This is a genomic window from Pseudonocardia acidicola (assembly GCF_012911935.1).
Classification (GTDB): Bacteria; Actinomycetota; Actinomycetes; order Mycobacteriales; family Pseudonocardiaceae; genus Pseudonocardia; species Pseudonocardia acidicola.
On the sequence record NZ_JAAXLA010000075.1, the window covers coordinates 1 to 22,887 of the forward strand.

16 protein-coding genes are annotated in these 22,887 nt (G+C 69.8%); 3 read left to right on the plus strand and 13 right to left on the minus strand.

The genetic code is table 11. The features are described 5' to 3' along the window. The coding region (locus HF526_RS28095; RefSeq protein ID WP_211177908.1) for a flavin-containing monooxygenase at positions 1-1,052 on the plus strand (1,052 nt) is incomplete at its 5' end. A 139-nt stretch (positions 1,053-1,191) separates the two neighbouring features. On the opposite strand, the gene HF526_RS28100 is transcribed toward HF526_RS28095, so the two are convergent. After that, a complete protein-coding gene (locus HF526_RS28100; RefSeq protein ID WP_169384597.1) occupies positions 1,192-5,094 on the minus strand; it encodes a DNA-directed RNA polymerase subunit beta' in 3,903 nt (1,300 codons plus the stop codon). A 48-nt stretch (positions 5,095-5,142) separates the two neighbouring features. Then, complete coding sequence (gene rpoB / locus HF526_RS28105) at positions 5,143-8,658, minus strand: DNA-directed RNA polymerase subunit beta (RefSeq protein ID WP_169384598.1); 3,516 nt, start codon at positions 8,656-8,658, stop codon at positions 5,143-5,145. Positions 8,659-9,358: 700 nt separating this feature from the next. On the opposite strand from rpoB, the gene HF526_RS28110 reads away from it, so the two are divergent. Beyond that, positions 9,359-10,327: a cyclase family protein gene (locus HF526_RS28110; RefSeq protein ID WP_169384599.1), complete on the plus strand. Its 969-nt coding sequence runs from the start codon at positions 9,359-9,361 to the stop codon at positions 10,325-10,327. Positions 10,328-10,338: 11 nt separating this feature from the next. Beyond that, positions 10,339-12,000 carry a class I adenylate-forming enzyme family protein gene (locus HF526_RS28115; RefSeq protein WP_169384600.1) on the plus strand — a complete coding sequence of 554 codons (1,662 nt, stop codon included), beginning with the start codon at positions 10,339-10,341 and terminating at the stop codon, positions 11,998-12,000. Positions 12,001-12,090: 90 nt separating this feature from the next. Here the strand turns inward: HF526_RS28115 and rplL are convergent, their stop codons facing one another. The 11 genes from rplL to HF526_RS28170 form a co-directional block, all read right to left on the minus strand. Beyond that, positions 12,091-12,480, minus strand: coding sequence for a 50S ribosomal protein L7/L12 (rplL, locus tag HF526_RS28120; protein WP_169384601.1), 390 nt, complete (start codon positions 12,478-12,480; stop codon positions 12,091-12,093). Positions 12,481-12,567: 87 nt separating this feature from the next. Continuing rightward, positions 12,568-13,170, minus strand: a complete 603-nt coding sequence (gene rplJ / locus HF526_RS28125) for a 50S ribosomal protein L10 (RefSeq protein ID WP_169384602.1) — start codon at positions 13,168-13,170, stop codon at positions 12,568-12,570. Positions 13,171-13,469: 299 nt separating this feature from the next. Then, complete coding sequence (locus HF526_RS28130; RefSeq protein ID WP_169384603.1) at positions 13,470-14,225, minus strand: DUF4440 domain-containing protein; 756 nt, start codon at positions 14,223-14,225, stop codon at positions 13,470-13,472. A 98-nt stretch (positions 14,226-14,323) separates the two neighbouring features. Then, positions 14,324-14,899, minus strand: coding sequence for a hypothetical protein (locus HF526_RS28135; protein ID WP_169384604.1), 576 nt, complete (start codon positions 14,897-14,899; stop codon positions 14,324-14,326). A 28-nt stretch (positions 14,900-14,927) separates the two neighbouring features. Continuing rightward, complete coding sequence (locus tag HF526_RS28140) at positions 14,928-16,157, minus strand: MCE family protein (protein WP_169384605.1); 1,230 nt, start codon at positions 16,155-16,157, stop codon at positions 14,928-14,930. Then, positions 16,154-17,419, minus strand: a complete 1,266-nt coding sequence (locus HF526_RS28145; RefSeq protein ID WP_169384606.1) for an MCE family protein — start codon at positions 17,417-17,419, stop codon at positions 16,154-16,156. Before HF526_RS28145 ends, HF526_RS28140 begins: the two co-directional genes overlap by 4 nt. Next, on the minus strand, positions 17,416-18,627 hold the full coding sequence (locus HF526_RS28150; protein WP_169384607.1) for an MCE family protein: 1,212 nt from the start codon (positions 18,625-18,627) through the stop codon (positions 17,416-17,418). The genes HF526_RS28145 and HF526_RS28150 overlap by 4 nt, the downstream gene beginning before the upstream one ends. Before the next feature lie 2 nt (positions 18,628-18,629). Continuing rightward, entirely contained in the window at positions 18,630-19,601 is a 972-nt protein-coding gene (locus HF526_RS28155; RefSeq protein WP_169384608.1) for an MCE family protein, read from the minus strand. Further along, entirely contained in the window at positions 19,601-20,749 is a 1,149-nt protein-coding gene (locus tag HF526_RS28160; RefSeq protein ID WP_169384609.1) for an MCE family protein, read from the minus strand. Before HF526_RS28160 ends, HF526_RS28155 begins: the two co-directional genes overlap by 1 nt. Next, a complete protein-coding gene (locus HF526_RS28165) occupies positions 20,746-22,050 on the minus strand; it encodes an MCE family protein (RefSeq protein ID WP_169384610.1) in 1,305 nt (434 codons plus the stop codon). Before HF526_RS28165 ends, HF526_RS28160 begins: the two co-directional genes overlap by 4 nt. Next, entirely contained in the window at positions 22,047-22,886 is an 840-nt protein-coding gene (locus HF526_RS28170; protein ID WP_169384611.1) for an MlaE family ABC transporter permease, read from the minus strand. The genes HF526_RS28165 and HF526_RS28170 overlap by 4 nt, the downstream gene beginning before the upstream one ends. Between the last annotated feature and the right edge of the window lies 1 nt (position 22,887).

Consider the following 22,887-nt stretch of genomic DNA (forward strand, 5'->3'; position numbering starts at 1 on the left):
GTGGAAGACCGGCCCACCCTGCCGTGCCCGGGCTCTCCGGCTTCAGCGGGCCGGTCTTCCACTCCGCTCGCTGGGACCACGACGTCGACCTGACCGGCAAGCGGGTCGCCGTGATCGGCACCGGAGCCAGCGCGGTGCAATTCGTGCCCGCCATCGCCGACCGGGTCGCCGGGATCACGGTGTTCCAGCGTTCGGCGCCGTACCTGATCCCCAAGCCGGACCGTCGGTACCGCGCCTGGCACCAGGCGTTGTTCCGCCGGGTGCCGGCGTGGCGCACCGCGTCACGCGTCGGCTGGGCGGCGTTCTTCGAGCTCGGCGCGCTGGGGCTGACCACCTTCCAGACCGCCGCCACGCCGTTCCGGTACGCCTTCGAGGGCCTGCTGCGCCGCCAGGTGCCCGACGCCGCGCTCCGCGAGAAACTGCGCCCGGACTACCCGATCGGCTGCAAGCGGCTGCTGATCTCGTCGGAGTACCTGCGGACCCTGGCCCGGTCGCACGTCGACGTGGTCGCCGACCCCATCACCGAGGTCACCGCGGGCGGGATCCGCACCGCCGACGGCGCGGAGCACCCGGCCGACGTGATCATTCTGGGCACCGGCTTCGCCGCCAACGATTTCCTCGCCCCGATGAAGGTGTTCGGCCCGGACGGCCGGGAGCTCAGCGAGCAGTGGCGCGACGGCGCCCGCGCCTACCTGGGCATCACGGTGCCCGGGTTCCCGAACCTGTTCCTGCTCTACGGTCCCAACACCAACGTGGGCTCCGGGTCGGTGGTGCACATGCTGGAGTCGCAGATCCACTACGTCCGGGAGGCGCTGCGGCAGCTCGCGGCCGGCGCACGCAGCCTCACGGTGCGTCCCGAGGCCGCGTCGGAGTTCGACACCGAGATGCAGCGCCGGCTCGCCGGCAGCGTCTGGACCAGCTGCGAGAGCTGGTACCGGACGGCGTCGGGCCGGATCACGAACAACTGGCCGGGCATGATGCGCGAGTACCGCCGCCGCACAAGCCGTTTCGACCCGGCCGATTACGAGGTCGAGCCGCTCCCGGCTCGCTGACCGGCTTCCGGGCCCGCCCCGCCGCGCTCGGCGGGGTCGCATCCTCGTCACACCGTGCCCGGAGACGACGAACGGGGCCGGGGACCGCCGCGGGAGAGCGGTCCCCGGCCCCGTTCAGGGCCGAACCTCAGGCACTACCTCAGCGGTAGTCGCGCCCGAAGTCGTAGTCGTCCAGCGGCACCGCGGCACCGGTACCCGTACCGAACACGTCGGGGCTGTAGTAGCCGTCGTCGTAGCTCGGCAGGGCATAGGCCGCGGCCCGTGCCTCCTCGGTGGGCTGCACCTGGATGTTGCGGTACCGGCTGATGCCCGTACCGGCCGGGATCAGCTTGCCGATGATCACGTTCTCCTTCAGCCCGACGAGCTTGTCGCGCTTTCCGTTGATCGCGGCATCGGTGAGGATCCGGGTGGTCTCCTGGAACGACGCCGCGGACAGCCACGACTCCGTCGCCAGCGAGGCCTTCGTGATTCCCATCAGCACCGGGCGGCCCGAGGCGGGCTCGCCACCCTCGGCCACCACGCGCCGGTTCTCCGACTCGAACTCGGCGCGCTCCGCCAGGGCACCCGGCAGGAACTCGGTCGAGCCCGAGTCGATGATCGTCACCCGGCGCAGCATCTGCCGGACGATGACCTCGATGTGCTTGTCGTGGATGTCCACGCTCTGCGTGCGGTACACCTTCTGCACCTCACGCACGAGGTGCAACTGCACCTCACGTGGGCCCATGACGCGCAGCACCTCGTGCGGGTCGGCCGTGCCCTCGAGGAGCAGCTGGCCCACGTGCACGTGGTCGCCGTCGGCGAGCGGACGCTCCTGGCCGTCGACCGTGGTCATCGCCAGCCACTGCCGCTTCGACAGCTTCTCGTAGACGATCTCCTCGCCCCCGTCGTCCGGGATGAGGGTGATCTTCCAGAAGCGGTCGCCGTCCTCGATCCGGATCCGGCCGTCGACGTCGGCGATGGGCGCCTTGCCGCGCGGCACGCGGGCCTCGAACAGCTCCTGGACACGGGGCAGACCGGTCGTGATGTCGTCCCCGGCCACACCACCGGTGTGGAAGGTACGCATCGTCAGCTGCGTGCCCGGCTCACCGATCGACTGCGCCGCGACGATGCCGACCGCCTCGCCGACGTCCACCAGCTTGCCGGTGGCCATCGAGCGGCCGTAGCACATGCCGCAGATCCCGGTGGCCGACGCGCAGGTCAGGGCGCTGCGCACCTTGATCTGCCGGACGCCCGCCGCGACCAGCGCGTCGAGCGCCGGGTCGCCCAGGTCGTCGCCGCGGCGCACCACGATCTCACCGTCCGGGCCGTACACGTCCTCAGCGGAGCTGCGGGCGTACACGCTGGTCCGGATGTAGCGGTGCGGGATGAGCCGGCCGTCGCTGGTCTCCTCCGTCACCGGCATGACGATGCTGCGCTCGGTGCCGCAGTCGACCTCGCGGACGATGACGTCCTGGGAGACGTCGACCAGACGACGGGTCAGGTACCCCGAGTCGGCGGTCCGCAGCGCGGTGTCCGCCAGACCCTTACGGGTGCCGTGCGTGGAGATGAAGTACTCCAGCACCGACAGGCCCTCACGGAAGTTGGCCTTGATCGGACGGGGGATGTACTCACCCTTCGGGTTGGCCACCAGACCACGCATACCGGCCAGCTGCCGGACCTGGGTCATGTTGCCCGCCGCGCCCGACTTCACGATCGTCGGGATCGGGTTGTCCTCGGGGAAGTTCTCCTCCATGGCCCGGGCGACCTCTTCGGAGGCCTGGGTCCAGATCTTGACCATCTCGTCGTTGCGCTCCTGGTGGGACAGGGCGCCCCGCTGGTAGCGCTTGTTGACCTGGTCGGCCTTGGCCTCGTAGCCGTCGAGGATCTCCTGCTTGTTCGGCGGGACCACGACGTCGTCGATCGCCAGCGTGACGCCGGACCGGGTGGCCCAGTAGAACCCGGCGTCCTTCAGGCGGTCGAGCACCTGCGCGACCTCGGTCATCGAGTACCGCTCGGCCAGGTCGTTGATGATCGCGGCCTGCCGCTTCTTGGGCAGCGGCTCGTTGACGAACGGGTAGTCCGCCGGCAGCAGCTCGTTGAACAGCACCCGGCCGAGCGTCGTCTCCGCCCGCCAGACGCCGTCCTCCTCGGCGGTCTCCCCGGCCGTCGGCACGACACCGTTGAGCCGGATCTTGATCGGCGCCTGCAGGTGCAGCACCTTGCGGTCGAAGGCCATGATCGCCTCGGCCGGGGAGGCGAACGCCTGACCCTCGCCGGTGGCGCCGGGGCGCTCCCGGGTGAGGTGGAACAGGCCGGTCACCATGTCCAGCCGCGGCATGGCGAGCGGACGGCCCGACGCCGGCGACAGGATGTTGTTGCTCGAGAGCATCAGGACCCGGGCCTCGGCCTGGGCCTCGGCCGACAGCGGCAGGTGCACCGCCATCTGGTCACCGTCGAAGTCGGCGTTGAACGCCTCGCAGACCAGCGGGTGCAGCTGGATGGCCTTGCCCTCCACCAGCTGCGGCTCGAAGGCCTGGATACCGAGGCGGTGCAGCGTCGGCGCGCGGTTGAGCAACACGGGGTGCTCGGAGATGACCTCCTCGAGCACGTCCCACACCTGCGAGCGGCCACGCTCGACCATGCGCTTCGCGGACTTGATGTTCTGCGCGTGGTTGAGGTCGACCAGCCGCTTCATCACGAACGGCTTGAACAGCTCCAGCGCCATCTGCTTGGGCAGACCGCACTGGTGCAGCTTCAGCTGCGGGCCGACGACGATGACCGAACGGCCCGAGTAGTCGACGCGCTTGCCGAGCAGGTTCTGGCGGAACCGGCCCTGCTTGCCCTTGAGCAGGTCGGACAGCGACTTGAGCGGCCGGTTGCCCGGACCCGTCACCGGCCGGCCGCGGCGGCCGTTGTCGAACAGCGCGTCGACGGCCTCCTGCAGCATCCGCTTCTCGTTGTTCACGATGATCTCGGGCGCGCCGAGGTCGATCAGCCGCTTGAGCCGGTTGTTCCGGTTGATCACGCGGCGGTACAAGTCGTTCAGGTCCGACGTGGCGAACCGGCCACCGTCGAGCTGCACCATCGGGCGCAGGTCCGGCGGGATCACCGGGACGCAGTCCAGCACCATGCCCATCGGGCTGTTGCCGGTGGACTGGAACGCAGCCACCACCTTCAGCCGCTTGAGCGCGCGCAGCTTCTTCTGGCCCTTGCCGCTGCGGATGGTCTCCCGCAGGTTCTCGGCCTCGGCGTCGATGTCGAAGTTCTGCAGCAGGGTCTGGATCGCCTCGGCGCCCATGGCACCGGTGAAGTAGTCGCCGTACCGGTCGTAGAGCTCCCGGTACAGGCCCTCGTCGGCGATCAGCTGCTGGACGTCGAGCTTGACGAAGGTCGTCCAGATCTCGTCGAGCCGGTCCAGCTCGCGCTGGGCACGGTCACGGAGCTGGCGCATCTCACGCTCGCCACCCTCCTTGACCTTGCGGCGGACGTCGCTCTTGGCGCCCTCCGCCTCCAGCTCGGCGAGGTCGGCCTCGAGCTTCTGGGCCCGGGCCTCCACGTCGGTGTCGCGGCGCTGCTCGACCCGCTTGCGCTCCACGCTCATCTCGTTCTCGAGCGTGGGCAGGTCCTGCTGGCGCAGCTCCTTGTTGACGCTGGTGATGACGTAGGCGGCGAAGTAGATGATCTTCTCGAGATCCTTCGGCGCCAGATCGAGCAGGTAGCCCAGCCGGCTCGGCACACCCTTGAAGTACCAGATGTGCGTGACCGGGGCGGCCAGCTCGATGTGCCCCATCCGCTCGCGGCGGACCTTGGCACGGGTCACCTCGACGCCGCAGCGCTCACAGATGATGCCCTTGAAGCGGACGCGCTTGTACTTGCCGCAGTAGCACTCCCAGTCCCGGGTGGGACCGAAGATCTTCTCGCAGAAGAGACCGTCCTTCTCCGGCTTCAGCGTCCGGTAGTTGATGGTCTCGGGCTTCTTCACCTCGCCGTGGGACCACTGGCGGATGTCCTCGGCGGTGGCCAGGCCGATGCGCAGCTCGTCGAAGAAGTTGACGTCGAGCACGTGTGTCCTCAGTTCCTTCGTTGGTCGACTAGTGGCCTCGGGGCTGGGTCAGTTGACGACGTCGTCGACGGTGATCGAGTCGGAACCGGGGCGGCTGGACAGGTTGATGCCCAGGTTCGCCGCGGCACGCTCGAGGTCCTCGTCGTCGGTGTCGCGCATCTCGATGGCCGCACCGTCACTGGACAGCACCTCGACGTTCAGGCACAGCGACTGAAGCTCCTTCAGCAGCACCTTGAACGACTCCGGGATGCCCGGCTCGGGGATGTTCTCCCCCTTGACGATGGCCTCGTAGACCTTGACCCGGCCCACCACGTCGTCCGACTTGATGGTGAGCAACTCCTGGAGGGTGTAGGCCGCGCCGTAGGCCTGCATGGCCCAGCACTCCATCTCACCGAAGCGCTGGCCACCGAACTGGGCCTTACCTCCGAGCGGCTGCTGGGTGATCATCGAGTAGGGGCCGGTGGAACGCGCGTGGATCTTGTCGTCCACCAGGTGCGCCAGCTTCAGGATGTACATGTAGCCGACGGCCACCGGGAACGGGTACGGCTCCCCGGAACGCCCGTCGAGCAGCTGGGCCTTGCCGTCGGGGCCGACCATGCGCTCACCGTCGCGGTTGGGCAGCGTCGAGGAGAGCAGACCGGTGATCTCGTTCTCCTTGGCGCCGTCGAACACCGGCGTCGCGGTGTTCGTGCCGGCCGGCACGGAGTAGAGCTCCTCGGGCATCTTCGAGGCCCATTCGGGCTTGCCCTCGATCTCCCAGCCGGACTTGGCGATCCACCCGAGGTGGGTCTCCAGCACCTGGCCGATGTTCATCCGTCGCGGAACACCGTGGGTGTTCAGGATGATGTCGACCGGGGTGCCGTCCGGCAGGAACGGCATGTCCTCGACGGGCAGGATCTTGCCGATGACGCCCTTGTTGCCGTGGCGGCCGGCGAGCTTGTCACCATCGGAGATCTTGCGCTTCTGGGCCACGTAGACCCGGACCAGCTCGTTGACACCCGGCGCCAGCTCGTCCTCGTCGTCCCGGCTGAACACCCGGATGCCGATGACCTTGCCGTTCTCACCGTGTGGCACCTTCAGCGAGGTGTCGCGGACCTCGCGCGCCTTCTCACCGAAGATCGCGCGGAGCAGCCGCTCCTCCGGGGTCAGCTCGGTCTCGCCCTTGGGCGTGACCTTGCCGACCAGGATGTCGCCGGGCTGGACCTCGGCGCCGATCCGGATGATGCCGCGCTCGTCGAGGTCGGCGAGGACCTCCTCGGAGACGTTCGGGATGTCCCGGGTGATCTCCTCCGCGCCCAGCTTGGTGTCCCGGGCGTCGATCTCGTGCTCCTCGATGTGGATCGAGGTGAGGACGTCGTCCTGGACCAGCCGCTGGCTGAGGATGATCGCGTCCTCGTAGTTGTGGCCCTCCCACGGCATGATCGCGACGAGCAGGTTCTTGCCCAGCGCCATCTCGCCGTTCTCGGTGCACGGCCCGTCGGCGAGCACCTGGCCGGCCTCGACCCGCTGCCCCTCGTCGACGATGGGCTTCTGGTTGTTGCAGGTGCCCTGGTTCGACCGGCGGAACTTGTTCAGCCGGTAGGTCTGCCGGGTGCCCTCGTCGGCCATCACGGTGATGTAGTCGGCGCACAGCTCCTCGACCACACCGGGCTTCTCGGCCACGAGCACGTCACCGGCGTCGACCGCGGCACGCAGCTCCATACCGGTGCCGACCAGCGGCGCCTCGCTACGCAGCAGCGGCACGGCCTGACGCTGCATGTTCGCGCCCATCAGGGCGCGGTTGGCGTCGTCGTGCTCGAGGAACGGGATGAGCGCGGTCGCGACCGACACCATCTGCCGCGGCGACACGTCGATGTACTCGACGCCCGACGGCGGGATGAAGTCGACCTCACCGCCCTTGCGGCGGACCAGGACGCGGTCCTCCTGGAAGTGCCCGTCCTCCGTCAGCGGCGCGTTGGCCTGCGCGATGACGAAGCGGTCCTCCTCGTCGGCGGTCAGGTAGTCGATCCGCTCGGTGACCCGGCCCTCGACGACCTTGCGGTACGGGGTCTGGATGAAACCGAACGGGTTGACCTGCGCGAACGTCGACAGCGACCCGATCAGGCCGATGTTCGGGCCCTCAGGGGTCTCGATCGGGCACATCCGGCCGTAGTGGCTGGGGTGCACGTCGCGCACCTCGAAGCCGGCCCGCTCACGGGACAGACCACCCGGGCCCAGCGCGGACAGACGCCGCTTGTGCGTCAGGCCGGCCAGCGGGTTGTGCTGGTCCATGAACTGCGACAGCTGCGAGGTGCCGAAGAACTCCTTGATCGCGGCCACGACCGGCCGGATGTTGATCAGAGTCTGCGGCGTGATGGCCTCGACGTCCTGGGTCGTCATCCGCTCGCGGACGACGCGCTCCATGCGGGACAGGCCGACCCGGACCTGGTTCTGGATCAGCTCACCGACCGTGCGCAGGCGCCGGTTGCCGAAGTGGTCGATGTCGTCGGTCTCGACCGGGATCTCGACCGCCGCGTCGCCCTCGCCGACGGTCATCGAGGTCTCACCGGCGTGCAGCCGGACGAGGTACTCGATGGTCGTGGCGATGTCTTCCTCGGTCAGCGTGCCGATCTCCATCGGGACGTGCAGGCCGAGCTTCTTGTTGACCTTGTAGCGGCCGACCTTGGCGAGGTCGTAGCGCTTGTCCTTGAAGAACAGGTTCTCCAGCAGGGTCTGCGCGCTCTCCCGCGTCGGAGGCTCACCCGGACGCAGCTTGCGGTAGATGTCGAGCAGCGCCTCGTCCTGGCCGGCCGTGTGGTCCTTCTCCAGGGTGGCGAGGATCGTCTCGGAGAACCCGAAGCGGGCCTGGATCTGCTCGGCCGTCCAGCCCAGCGCCTTGAGCAGCACGGTGACCGGCTGACGACGCTTGCGGTCGATGCGGACACCGACGGTGTCGCGCTTGTCGACGTCGAACTCCAGCCAGGCACCCCGGCTCGGGATGACCTTGACGGAGTAGACGTCCTTCTCGGTCGTCTTGTCGATGCTGTGATCGAAGTAGACGCCCGGGGAGCGCACCAGCTGCGACACGACGACGCGCTCGGTGCCGTTGATGATGAAGGTGCCCTTGTCGGTCATCACCGGGAAGTCACCCATGAACACCGTCTGGCTCTTGATCTCGCCGGTGGTGTTGTTGGTGAACTCCGCGGTGACGAACAGCGGGGCGCCGTAGGTCATGTCCTTGTCCCGGCACTCCTCGACCGAGGCCTTGACCTCGTCGAAGCGCGGGTCCGAGAAGGACAGCGACATGGAACCGGAGAAGTCTTCGATCGGGGAGATCTCCGTGAGGACCTCCTCGAGACCGCCGAGCGGGTTCTCCTCGCCGGCGTCGATCCGCCGCTGGAACCACGCCTCGTTGCCGACCAGCCACTCGAAGGACTGGATCTGCAGGTCGAGCAGATCGGGCACCTCGAGCGGCTCGCGGATCTTCGCGAAGGAGACCCGGGTCGGTGCGCCCGGGAAGTTCGGGTTGGCCGAGACGCCGGTCCCGGGGGTCGGGGTGGTCGCGGTGGCGCGGGAGACAGCCAAGATGCGTCCTTCCGAGAACTACGCTCTCGTCTGGCGTGCACCGGTCCCCACGCGCTACCGTCTGGTCAACTCACCCGGGCGGGAGGTCCGGGCGGGGCGATCGTCAGGTTGCAGGGGCAGGTGCGCGCCGTCTGTTGTCAGAGCGCGGCCACCAACCAGGACCCGCGACACGAGCCGGATGTCTCCCGGTTGGGAGTTCCCGACACGGCGCACACGGAACCTGGGCGGAGGCAGCGCAAAGAGGCAGTCTAGCTGCAAATGCAGCCGCTGTCGAGACGGGTCACCAAGGCAACCATCGAGATCTAAGAGTGACCTGACAGGCGCACCGAGTCAAGACTCTACGCATCGGTAAGTGGTCCCTTTCGGAGGACGACCGGCCCGGGAGGCGTCTCGCAGTGTCACCGGACGCCCGTTCACCGCACCTGTCGACCCGCAGTCGTGAGCATACGACCGCTCGCCGGGCGGCTCGCCGCCACCCCATCCCCGACCCGTCCGTCGACGGACGACCAGCGTACCCGGCCTGTCACCCTCCGCGATGTCGCCGTCGCGGTCGCGCTACGGAGCCGCCGGCTACCTCGTCCGGAGGCCGGCATCCAGCATCCGGGACGTCGTGTCGACGCGCCTTGACACAGCGTGATCGCCGACACAACGATCACCCCGCGGCACTGCACGACCGACGGCAACGACAGGAGAGACGACGATGTCTGACGCCCCCGCGATGGGAGAGTTCCTGGGCGCTGACGCCCCGAGCAACTGGGGCAAGTGGGGTCCGGACGACGAACTGGGCTGCCTCAACTACCTCGACGCCGGGGAGGTGCTGCGTGGTGTGCAGCACATCCGCTCCGGCGAGGTGTTCACGCTGCAGATCCAGATGGGCCGCACCGACGGCCCCGGCGACCCGCTGTGGCCCGGCCGCGAGGGCATCCAGCGGCAGAACGTGATGGACGAGTCGACCTGGGACGGCGAGGGCGCCCCGCAGTTCCCCGGTGGGCTGCACTACGCCGACGACACCGCGCTGATCTTCCTGCAGGGTTCCACGCAGTACGACGCGCTGGGCCACGTCTGGTACGACGGCAAGCTGTGGAACGGCTACGACGCCCGCACCACGGTCGAGGCGATGGACAAGGCCTCGGTGCTGCCGATCGCGGAGAAGGGCGTCGTCGGGCGCGGGGTGCTCATCGACATGGCGCGCCACCGCGGCAAGCAGTGGCTCGACAAGGGCGAGACGTTCGACCACGACGACCTGGAGGCCGCGGCCAAGGCCCAGGGCGTGACCATCGAGCCGCACGACATCCTGCTGATCCGCACCGGCTGGATGAAGTACTGGTACCAGATCGACAGCAAGGAGAGCTTCTACGAGGGCTTCAACGAGCCCGGTCTGACCTACTCCCGCGAGCTCGTCGAGTGGTTCCAGCGGATGGAGATCCCCAACCTGGTCACCGACACGATCGCCAACGAGGTCACCTACGAGCCCGACAGCGGGATCGCGCTGCCGCTGCACTGCGCGCTGATGCGCAACCTGGGCGTCACCCTCACCGAGATCGCCTGGCTCGACGACCTGGCCGACGCGTGCGCCGCCGACGGGCGCTGGAGCTTCCTCTACGCCGCCGCGCCGCTGAAGGTCGTCAAGGGCACCGGCGCCCCGGTGAACCCCATCGCCATCCGCTGAGAGGCACTCCGATGAGTGTGTACGACGAGAAGCCCTGGCTGGCCATCTACGACGAGGGCCAGCCCGCCGAGATCACGCCGGAGTTCGGCGACGCGCTGGAGATGTTCCGCGCGTCGGTGGCCCGCGACCCCGACGGCGACATCATCCGCTACTTCGACGGCCGGATCACCCTGCGCGAGCTCGACGAGCTGACCGACGCCTTCGCGTCCGGGCTGCTCGACACCGGGTTCAGCGCCGGCGACCGGGTGGCGCTGTACCTGCAGAACGTCCCGCAGTTCCTGATCGGGCTGGTCGGCACCTGGAAGGCCGGCGGCGTCGCCGTGTCGATCAACCCGATGAACCGGGAGCGGGAGCTGGAGCTGCTGCTCAACGACTCGGGCGCCCGGGTGTTGGTGTGCCTGGAGGGCCTCTACCGCGAGGTCGCGGCGAACGTCGTGGGCAGAACCGCGGTGCAGACCGTGCTGACCACGTCGGAGCTGGAGTACCAGACCCGCAACGACGAACGGATCTTCGCGGGCGTGCAGCGGATCGCCTTCGACGACACGGTCGACATGGCGGGGCTCATCGAGCGGTTCCGTGGGCAGCAGCCCCCCGCGGTCTCGTTCACCGCCGACGACACCGCGTTCCTCACCTACACCTCGGGCACGACCGGGCCGCCCAAGGGGGCGATGAACACCCACGGGAACGTGGTGTTCAACTCCACCGCCTACCGGCAGTGGTGCAGTCTCGGTGCCGACGACGTGGTCCTCGGGGTCGCCCCGCTCTTCCACATCACCGGGCTGATCGCGCACGTGACGATCTCACTGCTGCTCGGGGCGCCGCTGGTGCTGTTCTACCGGTTCGAGCCGTCGGTGGCGATCGAGACGATCCGGGACAACAAGACCACCTTCACCGTCGGCTCGATCACCGTGTTCATCGCGCTGATGAACGCGCCCAACGCCGACAAGGACGCGCTGGCGAGCCTGACCAAGATCTGGTCGGGTGGAGCGCCGATCCCGCCGAGCACCGTGAAGGCGTTCTCCTCGGCCTTCGGTCAGTACATCCACAACATCTACGGGCTGACCGAGACCACGTCGCCGTCGCACGGCGTGCCGCGCGACGCCGAGGCCCCGGTGGACGACGCGTCGGGCGCGTTGTCGGTGGGCGTGCCGATCTACAACACCGTCTGCCGCATCGTCGGCGACGACGGTGAGGACCTGCCCCCGGGCGAGATCGGCGAGATCGTCACCACCGGCCCGCAGATCGTCAAGGGGTACTGGAACAAGCCCGAGGAGACCGGCAACGCCATTCCCGGCGGCGCGCTGCACACCGGCGACGTCGGGTACATGGACGCCCAGGGCTGGTTCTACATCGTCGACCGCAAGAAGGACCAGATCAACGCGGGCGGCTACAAGGTGTGGCCACGGGAGGTCGAGGACGTGCTCTACGAGCACGACGCCGTCCGCGAGGCGGCCGTGGTCGGGGTGCCCGACGAGTACCGCGGCGAGACCGTCAAGGCCTACGTGAGCCTGCGGCCGGGCAAGACCGCCGAGGAGGCCGAGCTCATCGAGTTCTGCAAGCAACGGATGGCGGCCTACAAGTACCCGCGCCGGGTCGAGTTCCTCGACGAGATCCCCAAGACGGTGACCGGCAAGCTGCTGCGCCGCGAACTGCGGGCCCGCAACCAGGCCTGAGCATCGGCCGCTACAGCGCTGACGACGAAGGGCGGCACCCGGATCGGGTGCCGCCCTTTCGTGTGTTCGATGCCCGTGACGGGCGCCGGTTCAGCTCAGGCTGACCTTGGCGCCGGCCTCCTCGAGCTTCGCCTTGGCGGCGTCGGCGGCGTCCTTGGCCACGCCCTCCAGGATCGGCTTCGGGGCCGACTCGACCAGGTCCTTGGCCTCCTTGAGGCCCAGCCCGGAGACGAGCTCACGGACCACCTTGATGACCTGGATCTTCTTGTCGCCGGCGGAGTCGAGGACGACGTTGAACTCGTCCTTCTCCTCGGCGGCCTCGGGAGCGGCGCCACCGGCGGCCGGGGCGGCCGCGACGGCGACCGGGGCGGCCGCGGTGACGTCGAAGGTCTCCTCGAACTTCTTCACGAACTCCGACAGCTCGATCAGCGTCAGGTCCTTGAACGCGTCGAGCAGCTCGTCGGTCGACAGCTTCGCCATGATTGGCCTCTCTCTACTCAAAACTCACGGGTGGTGACGGGTCCGGATCTCCGGGCCGCATCAGGTGGTGCTGGGTACCGCTCCGGGTCAGCTGTCGCTGTCCGTGGGGGCGTCCGTGGCCGCCTCGGCCGCGGGCGCCTCGTCGGCGGTCTCGGCCGGCGCAGCCGCGCCGCCCTCGGCCTCGCGCTTCTCGGCCAGGGCCTGGGCGAGGCGGGCCACCTGCGACGCGGGCGCCGCGAACAGGGCGGCGGCCTTGCTCAGGTTGGCCTTCATCGCGCCGGCCAGCTTGGCCAGCAGGACCTCGCGGGACTCCAGGTCGGCCAGCTGGTTGACCTCGGCGACGGTCAGCACGCGACCGTCCATGAAGCCACCCTTGATGACCAGGCCCTTGTTGTCCTTGGCGAAGTCACGCAGGGCCTTGGCCGCCTCGACCGGCTCGCCCTGGACGAAGGCGATCGCCGTCGGGCCGGTGAGCATCGGGTCCAGGCCGTCCACGCCGGCGTTGTCGGCCGCCCGCTTGACCAGGGTGTTCTTGGCAACACGGTACGTGGCGGTGGAGCCGAGCGACCGGCGCAGCGCGGTCAGCTGCGCCGTGGTGAGGCCGCGGTACTCGGTGACCACCGAGGCGGTCGAGCCCCGGAAGCGGTCGGCGATCTCGTCGACCGCTTCGACCTTGTCGGGTCTAACCATCCCTTGCCTCCTCTCGGGTGTCGGTGCGTGTGCCACCGCTTCCGACCCCGGGAAAAGACGGACGCCCCGGCGCAGGGCGCACGGGGCGTGGCGGGCGCGAGCGCGCCCGGTTGACCTCGTCCTCCTGCGCGGGCCGCCCGCTCGAGCGGGACCTTCGTACACCCCGTGACGACGTGCTCATCGGGGCGCAGACCTGCGGTCTTCGGTGGAACTGTCGACCATGCTACGCGCGCCGGTCGGCGGCGGCCAAACCCGGCCCCCGCCGACCCGTGAGCGCACGGACCGAACGGGTCCCCAGGTCAGCGGCTCTGCACGTCGGCGATCTTCCACTGGCCGTCGACGCGCTGGGCGGTGACGGTCAGCCGGCCCGCGGCCGCGAGCTGCTGGTTGTCGGCGGCCCGGGTGGCCTGCTGGTCCATGAACACGACCAGCACGGCGTGGTCGCCGTCGAGCTCTCGCACCGCGGCGTTGCTGATCGTCGCCGTGACGACGGCCTGCTGCTGCGGGGCGAGCTGGCGGACCTGCGCGAAGAGCTTGTCGAACTGGTCGGAGAACGCCGGGGTGATCACCGCGCGGGCGGCCTTCTCGTTCTCGTCGAGCCGGGTGAAGTCGTAGGAGTAGACCTTCTTCAGCGCATCGCTGATCTGGTCGATCACCTGCGACGTCGTGCCGACGTCGACGAGCGCGGCGTTCTGCGCGGAGGGGGCCCCGCGCAGCCGCTCGTTCTCGATCCCGAAGAACACGCTCAGCCCGATCAGCACGGCCAGCGCCGCGGACAGCAGGACGACCGGCCGGGTCCGCAGGCGCGCGAAGCGGCCCGGCTTCTTCCCGTCCTCCGGGTCTCCCTCGCCGGCCGCGCGGGACGGGGTGTAGCCGCCGTCCTCGGCGCCGTGGCCGTCGATCGCCGTCGTATCGAGGCTCTGCGTCTCCGGCTCGGGCTCGGCCGCGGGGCGCGGTCGGCGGGAGGGTGCCGGTGGGGCCTGCTCCAGCGCTACCGCACCGGTGGCCTCGGGGCCGGTGCTCTCGGCCGGCTCGGTGGAGCGGGTGGCGGGCACACGCCCGGCCACCCGGGGTCGGCGGACGACGGGTCCGCGGCGACGTGGGGGCATTGCGGTGACCTCCTGATGTCGGTCGTGCCGCCCGGACGGCGTGCTCAGCCGCTGGAGCCGGGCGTGGGGACCGGAGCCAGCTTGCTGACCTTCCAGCCCTGGTCGGTCCGGGTCATCTCGAGTTGCAGCCGCTGCCGGGTCAGGACCGGGCTCTGCCCCTCGGGCTGCACGTTCACGTCCACCCCGACGAGGACCCGGGCGACCCCGGCGCGGGCGTCGATCTCGCTGACGGCCGCGTCGGACACCGTGGCCTGGGTGGTCCGTTTGGAGTCGGTGACGAACTTGGCGTACTGCGCCCGGTTCGTCCGGAACTCGTCGAGCACCGACCCGGTGGAGACCTGCTCCCACCGGTCGAGGCCGGGGTCCACGTTCTTGTAGTCGAGGGTGTTCAGCGTGATCGCGGCCTGCTGGGCCTCGACGAGGACCTGGTCACGGGCTGCGGCGAGCTTCAGCGAGTCGTCGTTCGACGCGAGCACCCACAGCGTCCCGAGGACGATCGCGACGACACCCGCGAGGGCGACCAGCACCGTGAGCAACCGGACCGCCGAGGGGCGCCGGAATCGGCGCCACCGCGGCCGGGCCTCGGTCTCATCGGATCGCGGGGGATCGAGAACTGTCATGCCACTCCAGCCGTCGGGGACAACGGGCTCAGCCGAGCAGGATCTGCGCCGGGGAGCTCAGGGGGGGAGCAGAGCTGGGGCTGTCGGGCGCGGTTCCGGCGGGGGTGGGTCCGGTCGGTCCGACCGGGGCCCCCGCGGGCGGCTTCGGGGTCGCCGCCCGCGGCACATTCTGCGCCCCGCGTACGTCGGTCGGGCTCCCGGGGGGCTCCGCGCAGTAGGCGTTCGCGTTCGCCGGCACGTCGGAGACCTCGGAGCCGGGACGCCGTTGGGTGCCCTGGTAACCCTGTGCGCACACAGGCGGGTCGAACAGGTTGATCACCAGTCCGAGGTGGGCGGTGCCGTCTCCGGGCACCGCGCTGTACGCGGACGACGAGAGCCCCGGATAGGTGACCAGGAGCTGGCGCAGGCCGGCCTGGCGGGGCTCGGCGACCCGGGACACGGTGAGCAGGTTCGCGACCACCTGACCGAGCCCGCTGCCGCTGTCGCGCAGCAGACCACTGATCTGGTCGGCGGCCTGCGGGCCGGTGACCAGCAGCCGGCGGATGTCGGGGTCGGAGGTCTTGAGCTGGGCGGCCAGCAGCGCGAGATCGCGGCTGAAGCTCTTGAACGACCCGGACACGTCGTTCTGCGTGGTCAGCACCGTGCGCCCGTCGTGGATCAGGGTCAGGGTCTGCGGCAGCGCCTGCACGGCGTCGGTGGTGAAGGCGTTCGTGGTGTCCAGCAGCTTCTGCAACGGCTGGGCGGTGTTCGCGAACGCCGCCCCCAGCTGGTCGACGACGGTGCGCAACGAGTCCAGCGGCACCGAGCGGACGAAGTCGTCCAGGTTGACCACCAGGTCCTCGACCGGCGTCGGGATGCTCGTGCGGGCGACCGGGATGACCGAACCCGCCTGGAGCTCGGGGCCTCCGTCGGCGGCCGGCTGCAGGTCGACGTACTGCTCACCGATCGCGGACAGGTCACGCACAGCGGCCGCGGTGTTCGCGGGGATGGCGGGGGCGCTCCTGTTGATGTTCAGCTGGACGTCGACGCCCTGCGGGGTGAGCGTCAGCGGGCCCACCCGGCCCACGCTCACCCCGCGGTAGGTGACGTCGGCCCCGGTGAAGATGCCGCCGGAGTCGGCCAGCTGCATCGTCACCGGGTAGGTGGTGCTGCCGAACACGGCGCCGAAGCCCGCGTAGCGGAAGCCGGTGTACCCGACCCCGATCAGCGTGATGGCCAGGAACGCGGCCAGCTGCCACTTGACCGTACGCGTGATCACGAGCCGCCTCCCAGCAGCGAACCGAGCAGGCCACCCGGGGGTGCCGGGGCCGGGGTCGGGGTGGGTGTGCCCGCGCCCGGCCGGCCCGAGCCACCGTTGCCGGGCAGGGCCGGCACCCCGCCGAGCAACGGGAAGTTCGGCTGGGGCGTGCCCTGGCCACCGAGCAGTGGACCGAGCAGCTGCGCGGTGGGAGGCAGGTTCCCCAGCGGCCCGTCCGGGCCCGGGAACGGCTGGTTGGACCGCGCCATGTTGTCCAGCGTGTTCTTCAGGTTCAGATCCGCGCGGACGTAGAGGTTGGCGTAGTCACCGGCGAAGGCGTCGTAGGCGGCGTCGGTGAACGGGAAGCTGCCGAGGATCTGCAGCGAGTTGGGCAGGTCCTGGCCGGACTGGGCCAGCTTCTGCAGCGTCGGCCGCAGCGCGTTGAGGTCGGCGAGCACGTCGTCGCGGCTGCGGTTGACGGTGTCGGTGGCCACCCCGGACAGCCGGTCGAGGGCCTGCAGCATGTCGACCAGCTGCCCGCGCTGGTTCTCCAGCTCCTTCAGGCCCGGGCCGAGGTCGTCGAGCGCGGTGGCGATCTGGCCGCGGTTCTGGTTCAGCGTCGCGCTGAGCCGGTTGATCCCGTCCAGGGCGCGGGTGATCTCACCCTTGCGGTCGTCGAGCGCCACGACGAGCGTGTTCACCTCACCGAGCAGCGAACGGATCTGCGGCTCGTTGCCCGCCAGCGCGTTGTTCAGCTCCGTGGAGATGGTCTTGATCTGGGCCACGCCGCCGCCGTTGAGCAGCATCGACAGGGCGCCGAGGACCTCTTCGACCTCCGCGGACCGCCCGGTGCGGGCCAGCGGGATGGTCGCACCGTCGGCCAGGCTGCCCTGGGGCTGCGTCGGGGCCGTCGGGTCGGCGAGCTCGACGAACTTCTCGCCCAGCAGGCTCGTCGTGCGCACCCGTGCCTCGGCGTTGGCCGGCAGCTTGACGCTGCGGTTGACCAGCATGGTGACCCGCGCGCTCCAGTTCTGCGGGTCGACCGAGATGTTCGAGACCGATCCCACCGGCACGTCGTCGACCTTGACCAGCGACTGCGGCACCAGGTCGACGACGTCGGAGAACTCGGCGGTGACCGTGTACGGGTTGCTGCCCAGGTCGGCGCCACCGGGCAGATTCATGCCGCGCAGCCCGCTGGAGAACACACCGCAGCCGCTGGCGGCGACGGCGACCGCGGTGACCGCGGCGCCCACCCGGATGCCGCGGGCCCACCTGGCGATCATCGGTTCCCTCCTGGGGCCGGAGCCGGCGCGGACGGCGCGGGCTCGGTGGGCAGCGCGAGCCCGGGGACGGGGGGCGGCGAGCCGGACTGCAGCGCGGTGATGACCTGAGCCGCGCTGGGCAGCTTGACCGCGCCGGAGGTGATCGGCTCGAGGCCCTTGCAGGTGTCGGCGAGCCCCGGCGGCAGGCCCTGCGGCGCGCCGCGCTGGATCATCTCGCAGATCAGCACGACCGGCGGCATCGTCAGCTCGTTGATGTTCGCCCGGGTGTCGAGCGTCCCGGACGAGCCGTTGTAGGCGTTGGCCAGGTTGGACAGTGCCGCGGGCGCGATGTCGAAGACCTCGGCCAGCGCCTTCTGCTGGTCGACCAGCGTCTGCGTGATGCCGGTCAGCTTGTCCACGTTGGACTTGAGCGTGGCCCGGTTGTCCTGGACGAACGAGGCCACGTCGCCGAGGGCGACGGACAACTCGGACAGTGCGGAGCCCAGGTCCTGACGCTCACCGGCCAGCAGCCCGGAGACGTCGGCGAGGCGGGAGTTGAACTCACGCACCTGGCCGTCGTTCGCCGCGATCGTGGAGGTGAACTTCTGCAGTTCGGTGATCGTGCCGAACAGGTCCTGGCGCGAGCCGGCGAGCGTGCCCGACAGGTCCCCGAGGTTGCGGATCGTGTCGTTGAGCGCCTGTCCGTTGCCGCCCAGGTTCTGCGCGCCCACGTTCAGTGCGTCGGACAGCGCGCCCTGGGAGTTCAGGCCCTGCGGGCCGAGCTGCTTGGCCAGGTCCGACGCGGTCCGGGCGAGGTCGTCCACGCCGAGCGGGACGGCGGTGCGGTCCACCGGGATCTCGCCGCCGTCGGCCATCTGCGGTCCCCCGCTGTAGGTCGGGGTGAGTTGCACGTAGTTGCCGGTGACCAGGCTCGGCGAGACGACCGCGGCCTTGACGTCGGCCGGGATCTTGAGGTCCGGGTCGGTGATGTCCATGTCGACCCGGACCCGGGTGCCCTCCGGGGTCACCTTGGTGATCGTCCCGACCGGCACCCCGAGCACCCGCACCGAGTTGTCCGGGAACAGCCCCGAGGCGGAGGTGAAGTACGCGGTGAGGGTGCGGCCCGGGGAGCGCAGCACGATCCAGGCGCCGCTCGCGACCAGCACGGCGACCACCGCGACGAGCGCGACGATCTGCAACCGGCGACGATCCGTTCCGGTGAAGGCCATTCTCAGCACCCTCCCGGGTTGATCGGGCCGATGGTCGGCGGCACCAGGCCGCAGACGTAGTTGTCGAACCACCGGCCGTTGCCGAGCGTGTTGGTGAACAGCCGCACGAACACGGCCTCCCGCTGAAGGATCTTGTCCAGGTTGTCCTGGTTGCTCTGCAGCACCGCGGACACCCGGTCGAGGGTCTCCAGCGTGGGTCGCAGCTGGGCCTGGTTGTCGGCGACCAGGCCCTGCAGCTGCTCGGAGAGCTGGCGGGTGCCGTCGAGCAGCGCGGTGATGGCGTCGCGGCGCTTCTGCACCTCGGCGAGCAGCAGGTTGCCGTCGGAGAGCAGCTTCTCGAACTCGCCGTTGCGGTCGGCCAGCACCGTGGAGACGTTCTTGGTGTTGGCCAGCAGCGTGCGGAGCTGGTCGTCGCGCGAGGCGATCGTCGTCGACAGGCGGGAGAGCCCGTCGAGGGCCCCGCGGACCTCCGGGGCGGTCCCGCGGAAGGTGTCCGAGAGCGTGGTGAGGCTGGCCGCGAGCTGTTTGGTGTCCAGCGCGCCGACGGTGCTCGACAGCCCGTTGAACGCCTCCACCACGTCGTACGGCGACGCGGTGCGGGCCAGCGGGATCGGCGTGTTCGGGTCCTGCTGGGCGTCACCCTGCGGGTCCAGGGCGAGGTACTTCGCCCCGAGCAGCGTCCGGATCTGGATGGAGGCGCTGGTGCGGTCGCCGACCCAGGCGTCGTTGACCCGGAACGAGACCAGGACCCGGTCACCGGCCAGCGCGACGTCGGTCACCCGGCCGGCCTCGACGCCGGCCACGGTCACCATGTCGCCGTCCTGGAGACCGGCCGCCTCGCTGAACTCGGCCTTGTAGTCCGTGCCACCGCTGAACAACGCGGTGCTGTTGAACGCGACGACCACGACGGCGGCGATCACCAGCAGACCGATGATCGCGAGCCGCACCGGTCGGCGTGCACCCGGCTGAGCCATCAGCCACTCCCGAGCGGTCGGTTCGGTCCCTCCGGGGCCGGCTGGCCCGGGAGCGGTTGAGGCAGGGCGGGCAGCTTCGGCACCAGGGGCGCGGGCTGCCCCTGCACACCGGCCGGGTCCGGGCCGCACCGCGGGCTCGAGCTGTTGTAGGCGGGGATCTCCTGGTCGGGCACGATCCCGCCGAAGCCGACCGAACCGGACACCCCGCACAGGTAGAACTGGAACCAGCTGCCGTAGCTCGCGGCCCGGCTCAGCCGGTTCAGCTTCTGCGGGGTGAACTGCAGGAACTGCTCCAGCGTCGGCTTGGCCGTGTCGAGGTTGCCGGCCAGGTCACCGAGCGCGGCGATGTCGTCCTTGAGCGCGGGCCGCCCGTCCTGGACGAAGCTGCCGGTGACCTGGGTGAGGGTGCCGATCGAGGTGATGGCGTCACCGATCGGCTTGCGGTCCTGGGCCAGCCCGGACACCAGCTGCTGCAGCGACAGGACCAGGTCCGACAGCTGCTGGTCACGGGAGTTCACCGTGTCCAGCACCGAGTTGAGGTTGTTGATGACCTCGCCGATGACCTGGTCGCGGTCGGCGATGGTGTTGGTCAGCGACGCGGTGCTGGCCAGCAGGCTGTCCACGGTTCCGCCCTGACCCTGCAGGACCTGCACGATCTCGGTCGACAGCTTGTTGACCTGGTCCGGGTCCAGCGCGCTGAACAGCGGCTTGAACCCGTTGAACAGGGTCGTGAGGTTGAGCGGCGGGGTCGTCCGGTCGACCGGGATGGTGCCCCCGGCGGGCAGCGTGGCGCTGGTGTCACCGGTGCCCTGCCCCAGCGAGAGGAACCGCTGCCCGACCAGGTTCTTGTAGAGCACCGCGGCGGTGACCGACGCGGGCAGCCGCTGATCGCTGGCCACGCTGAAGTCGACCTCGGCGAACCGGCGGTTGACGATCTTCACCGAGTCGACCGAACCGACGACGACGCCGGCGATCCGGACGTCGTCACCGACCAGCAGGCCGGAGGCATCGGTGAACACGGCCTTGTAGCCGGTCTGGCTCCCGCTCTGGGAGTTGGCGATGGTCGCCGCGAGCACCGTCGTGGCCAGCGCGACGACCACCGCGAAGACCAGGAACTTCAGCAGCGGCGCGAGGGGGACCCGTCTCATGTCAGCGTGACCTCCGTCCCGCGGTAGAGCGGGCCGACGAGCATCGTGCTCCAGCTCGGTACGGCCTGCGGCGAGCCGCCGTCCTGGGCGGCGATGAGCTCGGCGACGACCTGCTGCTCACCCGGCGAGTTCGGCAGGCCCATGTCGGCGCTGGCCGGGATGGCACCGAAGGAGGCCGGGTCGCCGGTCGGGGTGCCCACCGGGGGGGCCGGGGGCTTGGAGCCGTCCTTGAACGGCCCGTCCGGGGGCTGCTGCGGCCCCAGCGGCAGGATCGGGTAACAGCGCGGGCCCCGGTCGTCGAGGTACTTCGGCTCGTCCTGGTCGGGGATGTACTTGCCCTTGTTGTTCACGATCTCCAACGTGATGTGGATGCCCGGCTGGTTGGTGCCCTTGCCCATGGCGGCGTCGACCCGCGGGATCAAGCCCGTCAGCTGGTTGAACAGGCACGGGAACTCGGGCGCGTAGCGGGCCAGGGTCTCCAGCGTCGGCCGGCTCGACGCGGCCAGCCCGATCAGGTTCTCCCGGTTGGCGGCGAGGAACGCGTGCAGGTCGTCCGAGGCCCCGGTGACCGAGGTCAGCAACGAGTGCAACTGGTCCCGCTGCTCGACGATCGTGCGGCTGGTGGTGGTGAAGTCCGCCAGCGCGTTGAGCAGGTCCGGTGCGGCGTCGGAGAGGTTGTTCGAGAAGTCCGCCAGCTGGGTGATGTCGGCCTGCACGTCGGGCAGCGCGGGGTTGAACTGCTGGAGCAGCTTCTGCAGCTGCACCAGCGTCTGGCCCAGTTCGGTGCCGCGGCCGGACAGCGCCTGCGACAGCGCCCCGAGCGTGGTGGCCAGCTCCTGCGGCTGGACGGCCTGCAGCAGCGGCAGCAGCGAGTCGAGCACCTGCTCGACCTCGCGGGCGGACTGGCTGCGGTCCTCGGGGATGACGTCACCGGCCGCCAGCCGCGCCGTCGAGGGCTGCGCCGGCGCCACCAGCGACACGTACTTCTCCCCGAACAGCGTCTTGGGCAGCAGCCGCGCCTCGACGTTCTGCGGGATCTGGTCGATCATGTCCGGGTTCATCGACAGCTGGACGGTGGCGTCGCTCCCGTCGGTGCTGATGCTCTGCACCTGCCCGACGATCAGTCCGCGGACCTTCACGTCAGCGCGCTCGGCGAGCTGGTTGCCGACCTTGTCGACCTTCAGGGTCACCGGGATCCCGGAGGCGAACGCACCGGCGTACTTCGCGATGGACAGCCCGATCAGCAGGGCGATCACCACGATGAACGCCACGCCCTGCAGCCGGCGGCGGGCGGCGCTCATCCCGCCACCCGCACGGAGGTCGCCGTGCCGAAGATGACCAGGGTCAGGAAGAAGTCGAGGATCGCGGTGCTCACGATCGACAACCGGACCGAACGGCCCACGGCGATCCCCACCCCGGCCGGGCCGCCCTTGGCCCGGTAGCCGTAGTGACAGTGGATCAGAATGATCACGATCGCGAAGACGATGACCTTGAGGTACGAGTAGAGGACGTCGCTGACCGGCAGGAACAGATCGAAATAGTGGTCGTAGGTGCCACCCGGCAGCCCGTTGATGAACGTGACGTTGATCCGGGACGCGGCCCAGCTGGCGAGCAGGCCGATCGTGTACATGGGGATGATCGCGATGACGCCCGCGATCACCCGGGTGGTGACCAGGAACGGCACGCTGGGCACCGCCATCACCTCGAGCGCGTCGACCTCCTCGGAGATTCGCATGGCGCCCAGCTGGGCGGTGAACCCGGCCCCGAGGGTGGCGGTCAGCGCGGCGGCGGCGACCAGCGGCGCGATGTCGCGGGTGTTGAAGTACGCGGTGATGAAGCCGGTGAGCGCCTCGACGCCGAGGCTGTCGAGCGCCCGGAAGCCCTGCAGGCCGACGAGGCTGCCGACGAACAGCGACAGCGCGGCCATCACCCCGGCCGTACCGAGGATGACGATCAGCGCACCGGAGCCGAAGCTGACCTCGGCCAGCAGCCGGGCGATCTCACTGCGGTAGCGGCGCAGCGTCCGCGGGATCCAGATGATGGCCCGCGCGTAGAGCGAGAGCTGGTCACCGAGCTCCTCGAGCTGGTCCAGCGGCCCCCGGATCGCCTGCCGGACGCGGGAGTTCAACGTCGCCATC

Excerpts from the sequence above, each read along its gene's own strand:
- HF526_RS28145 (WP_169384606.1), bottom strand. The coding sequence starts at position 17,419 with ATGATCGCCAGGTGGGCCCGCGGCATCCGGGTGGGCGCCGCGGTCACC.
- HF526_RS28170 (WP_169384611.1), bottom strand. The coding sequence starts at position 22,886 with ATGGCGACGTTGAACTCCCGCGTCCGGCAGGCGATCCGGGGGCCGCTG.
- HF526_RS28150 (WP_169384607.1), bottom strand. The coding sequence starts at position 18,627 with ATGGCCTTCACCGGAACGGATCGTCGCCGGTTGCAGATCGTCGCGCTC.
- HF526_RS28155 (WP_169384608.1), bottom strand. The coding sequence starts at position 19,601 with ATGGCTCAGCCGGGTGCACGCCGACCGGTGCGGCTCGCGATCATCGGT.
- HF526_RS28165 (WP_169384610.1), bottom strand. The coding sequence starts at position 22,050 with ATGAGCGCCGCCCGCCGCCGGCTGCAGGGCGTGGCGTTCATCGTGGTG.
- HF526_RS28160 (WP_169384609.1), bottom strand. The coding sequence starts at position 20,749 with ATGAGACGGGTCCCCCTCGCGCCGCTGCTGAAGTTCCTGGTCTTCGCG.
- HF526_RS28135 (WP_169384604.1), bottom strand. The coding sequence starts at position 14,899 with ATGACAGTTCTCGATCCCCCGCGATCCGATGAGACCGAGGCCCGGCCG.
- HF526_RS28110 (WP_169384599.1), top strand. The coding sequence starts at position 9,359 with ATGTCTGACGCCCCCGCGATGGGAGAGTTCCTGGGCGCTGACGCCCCG.
- HF526_RS28115 (WP_169384600.1), top strand. The coding sequence starts at position 10,339 with ATGAGTGTGTACGACGAGAAGCCCTGGCTGGCCATCTACGACGAGGGC.
- rplJ (WP_169384602.1), bottom strand. The coding sequence starts at position 13,170 with ATGGTTAGACCCGACAAGGTCGAAGCGGTCGACGAGATCGCCGACCGC.
- rplL (WP_169384601.1), bottom strand. The coding sequence starts at position 12,480 with ATGGCGAAGCTGTCGACCGACGAGCTGCTCGACGCGTTCAAGGACCTG.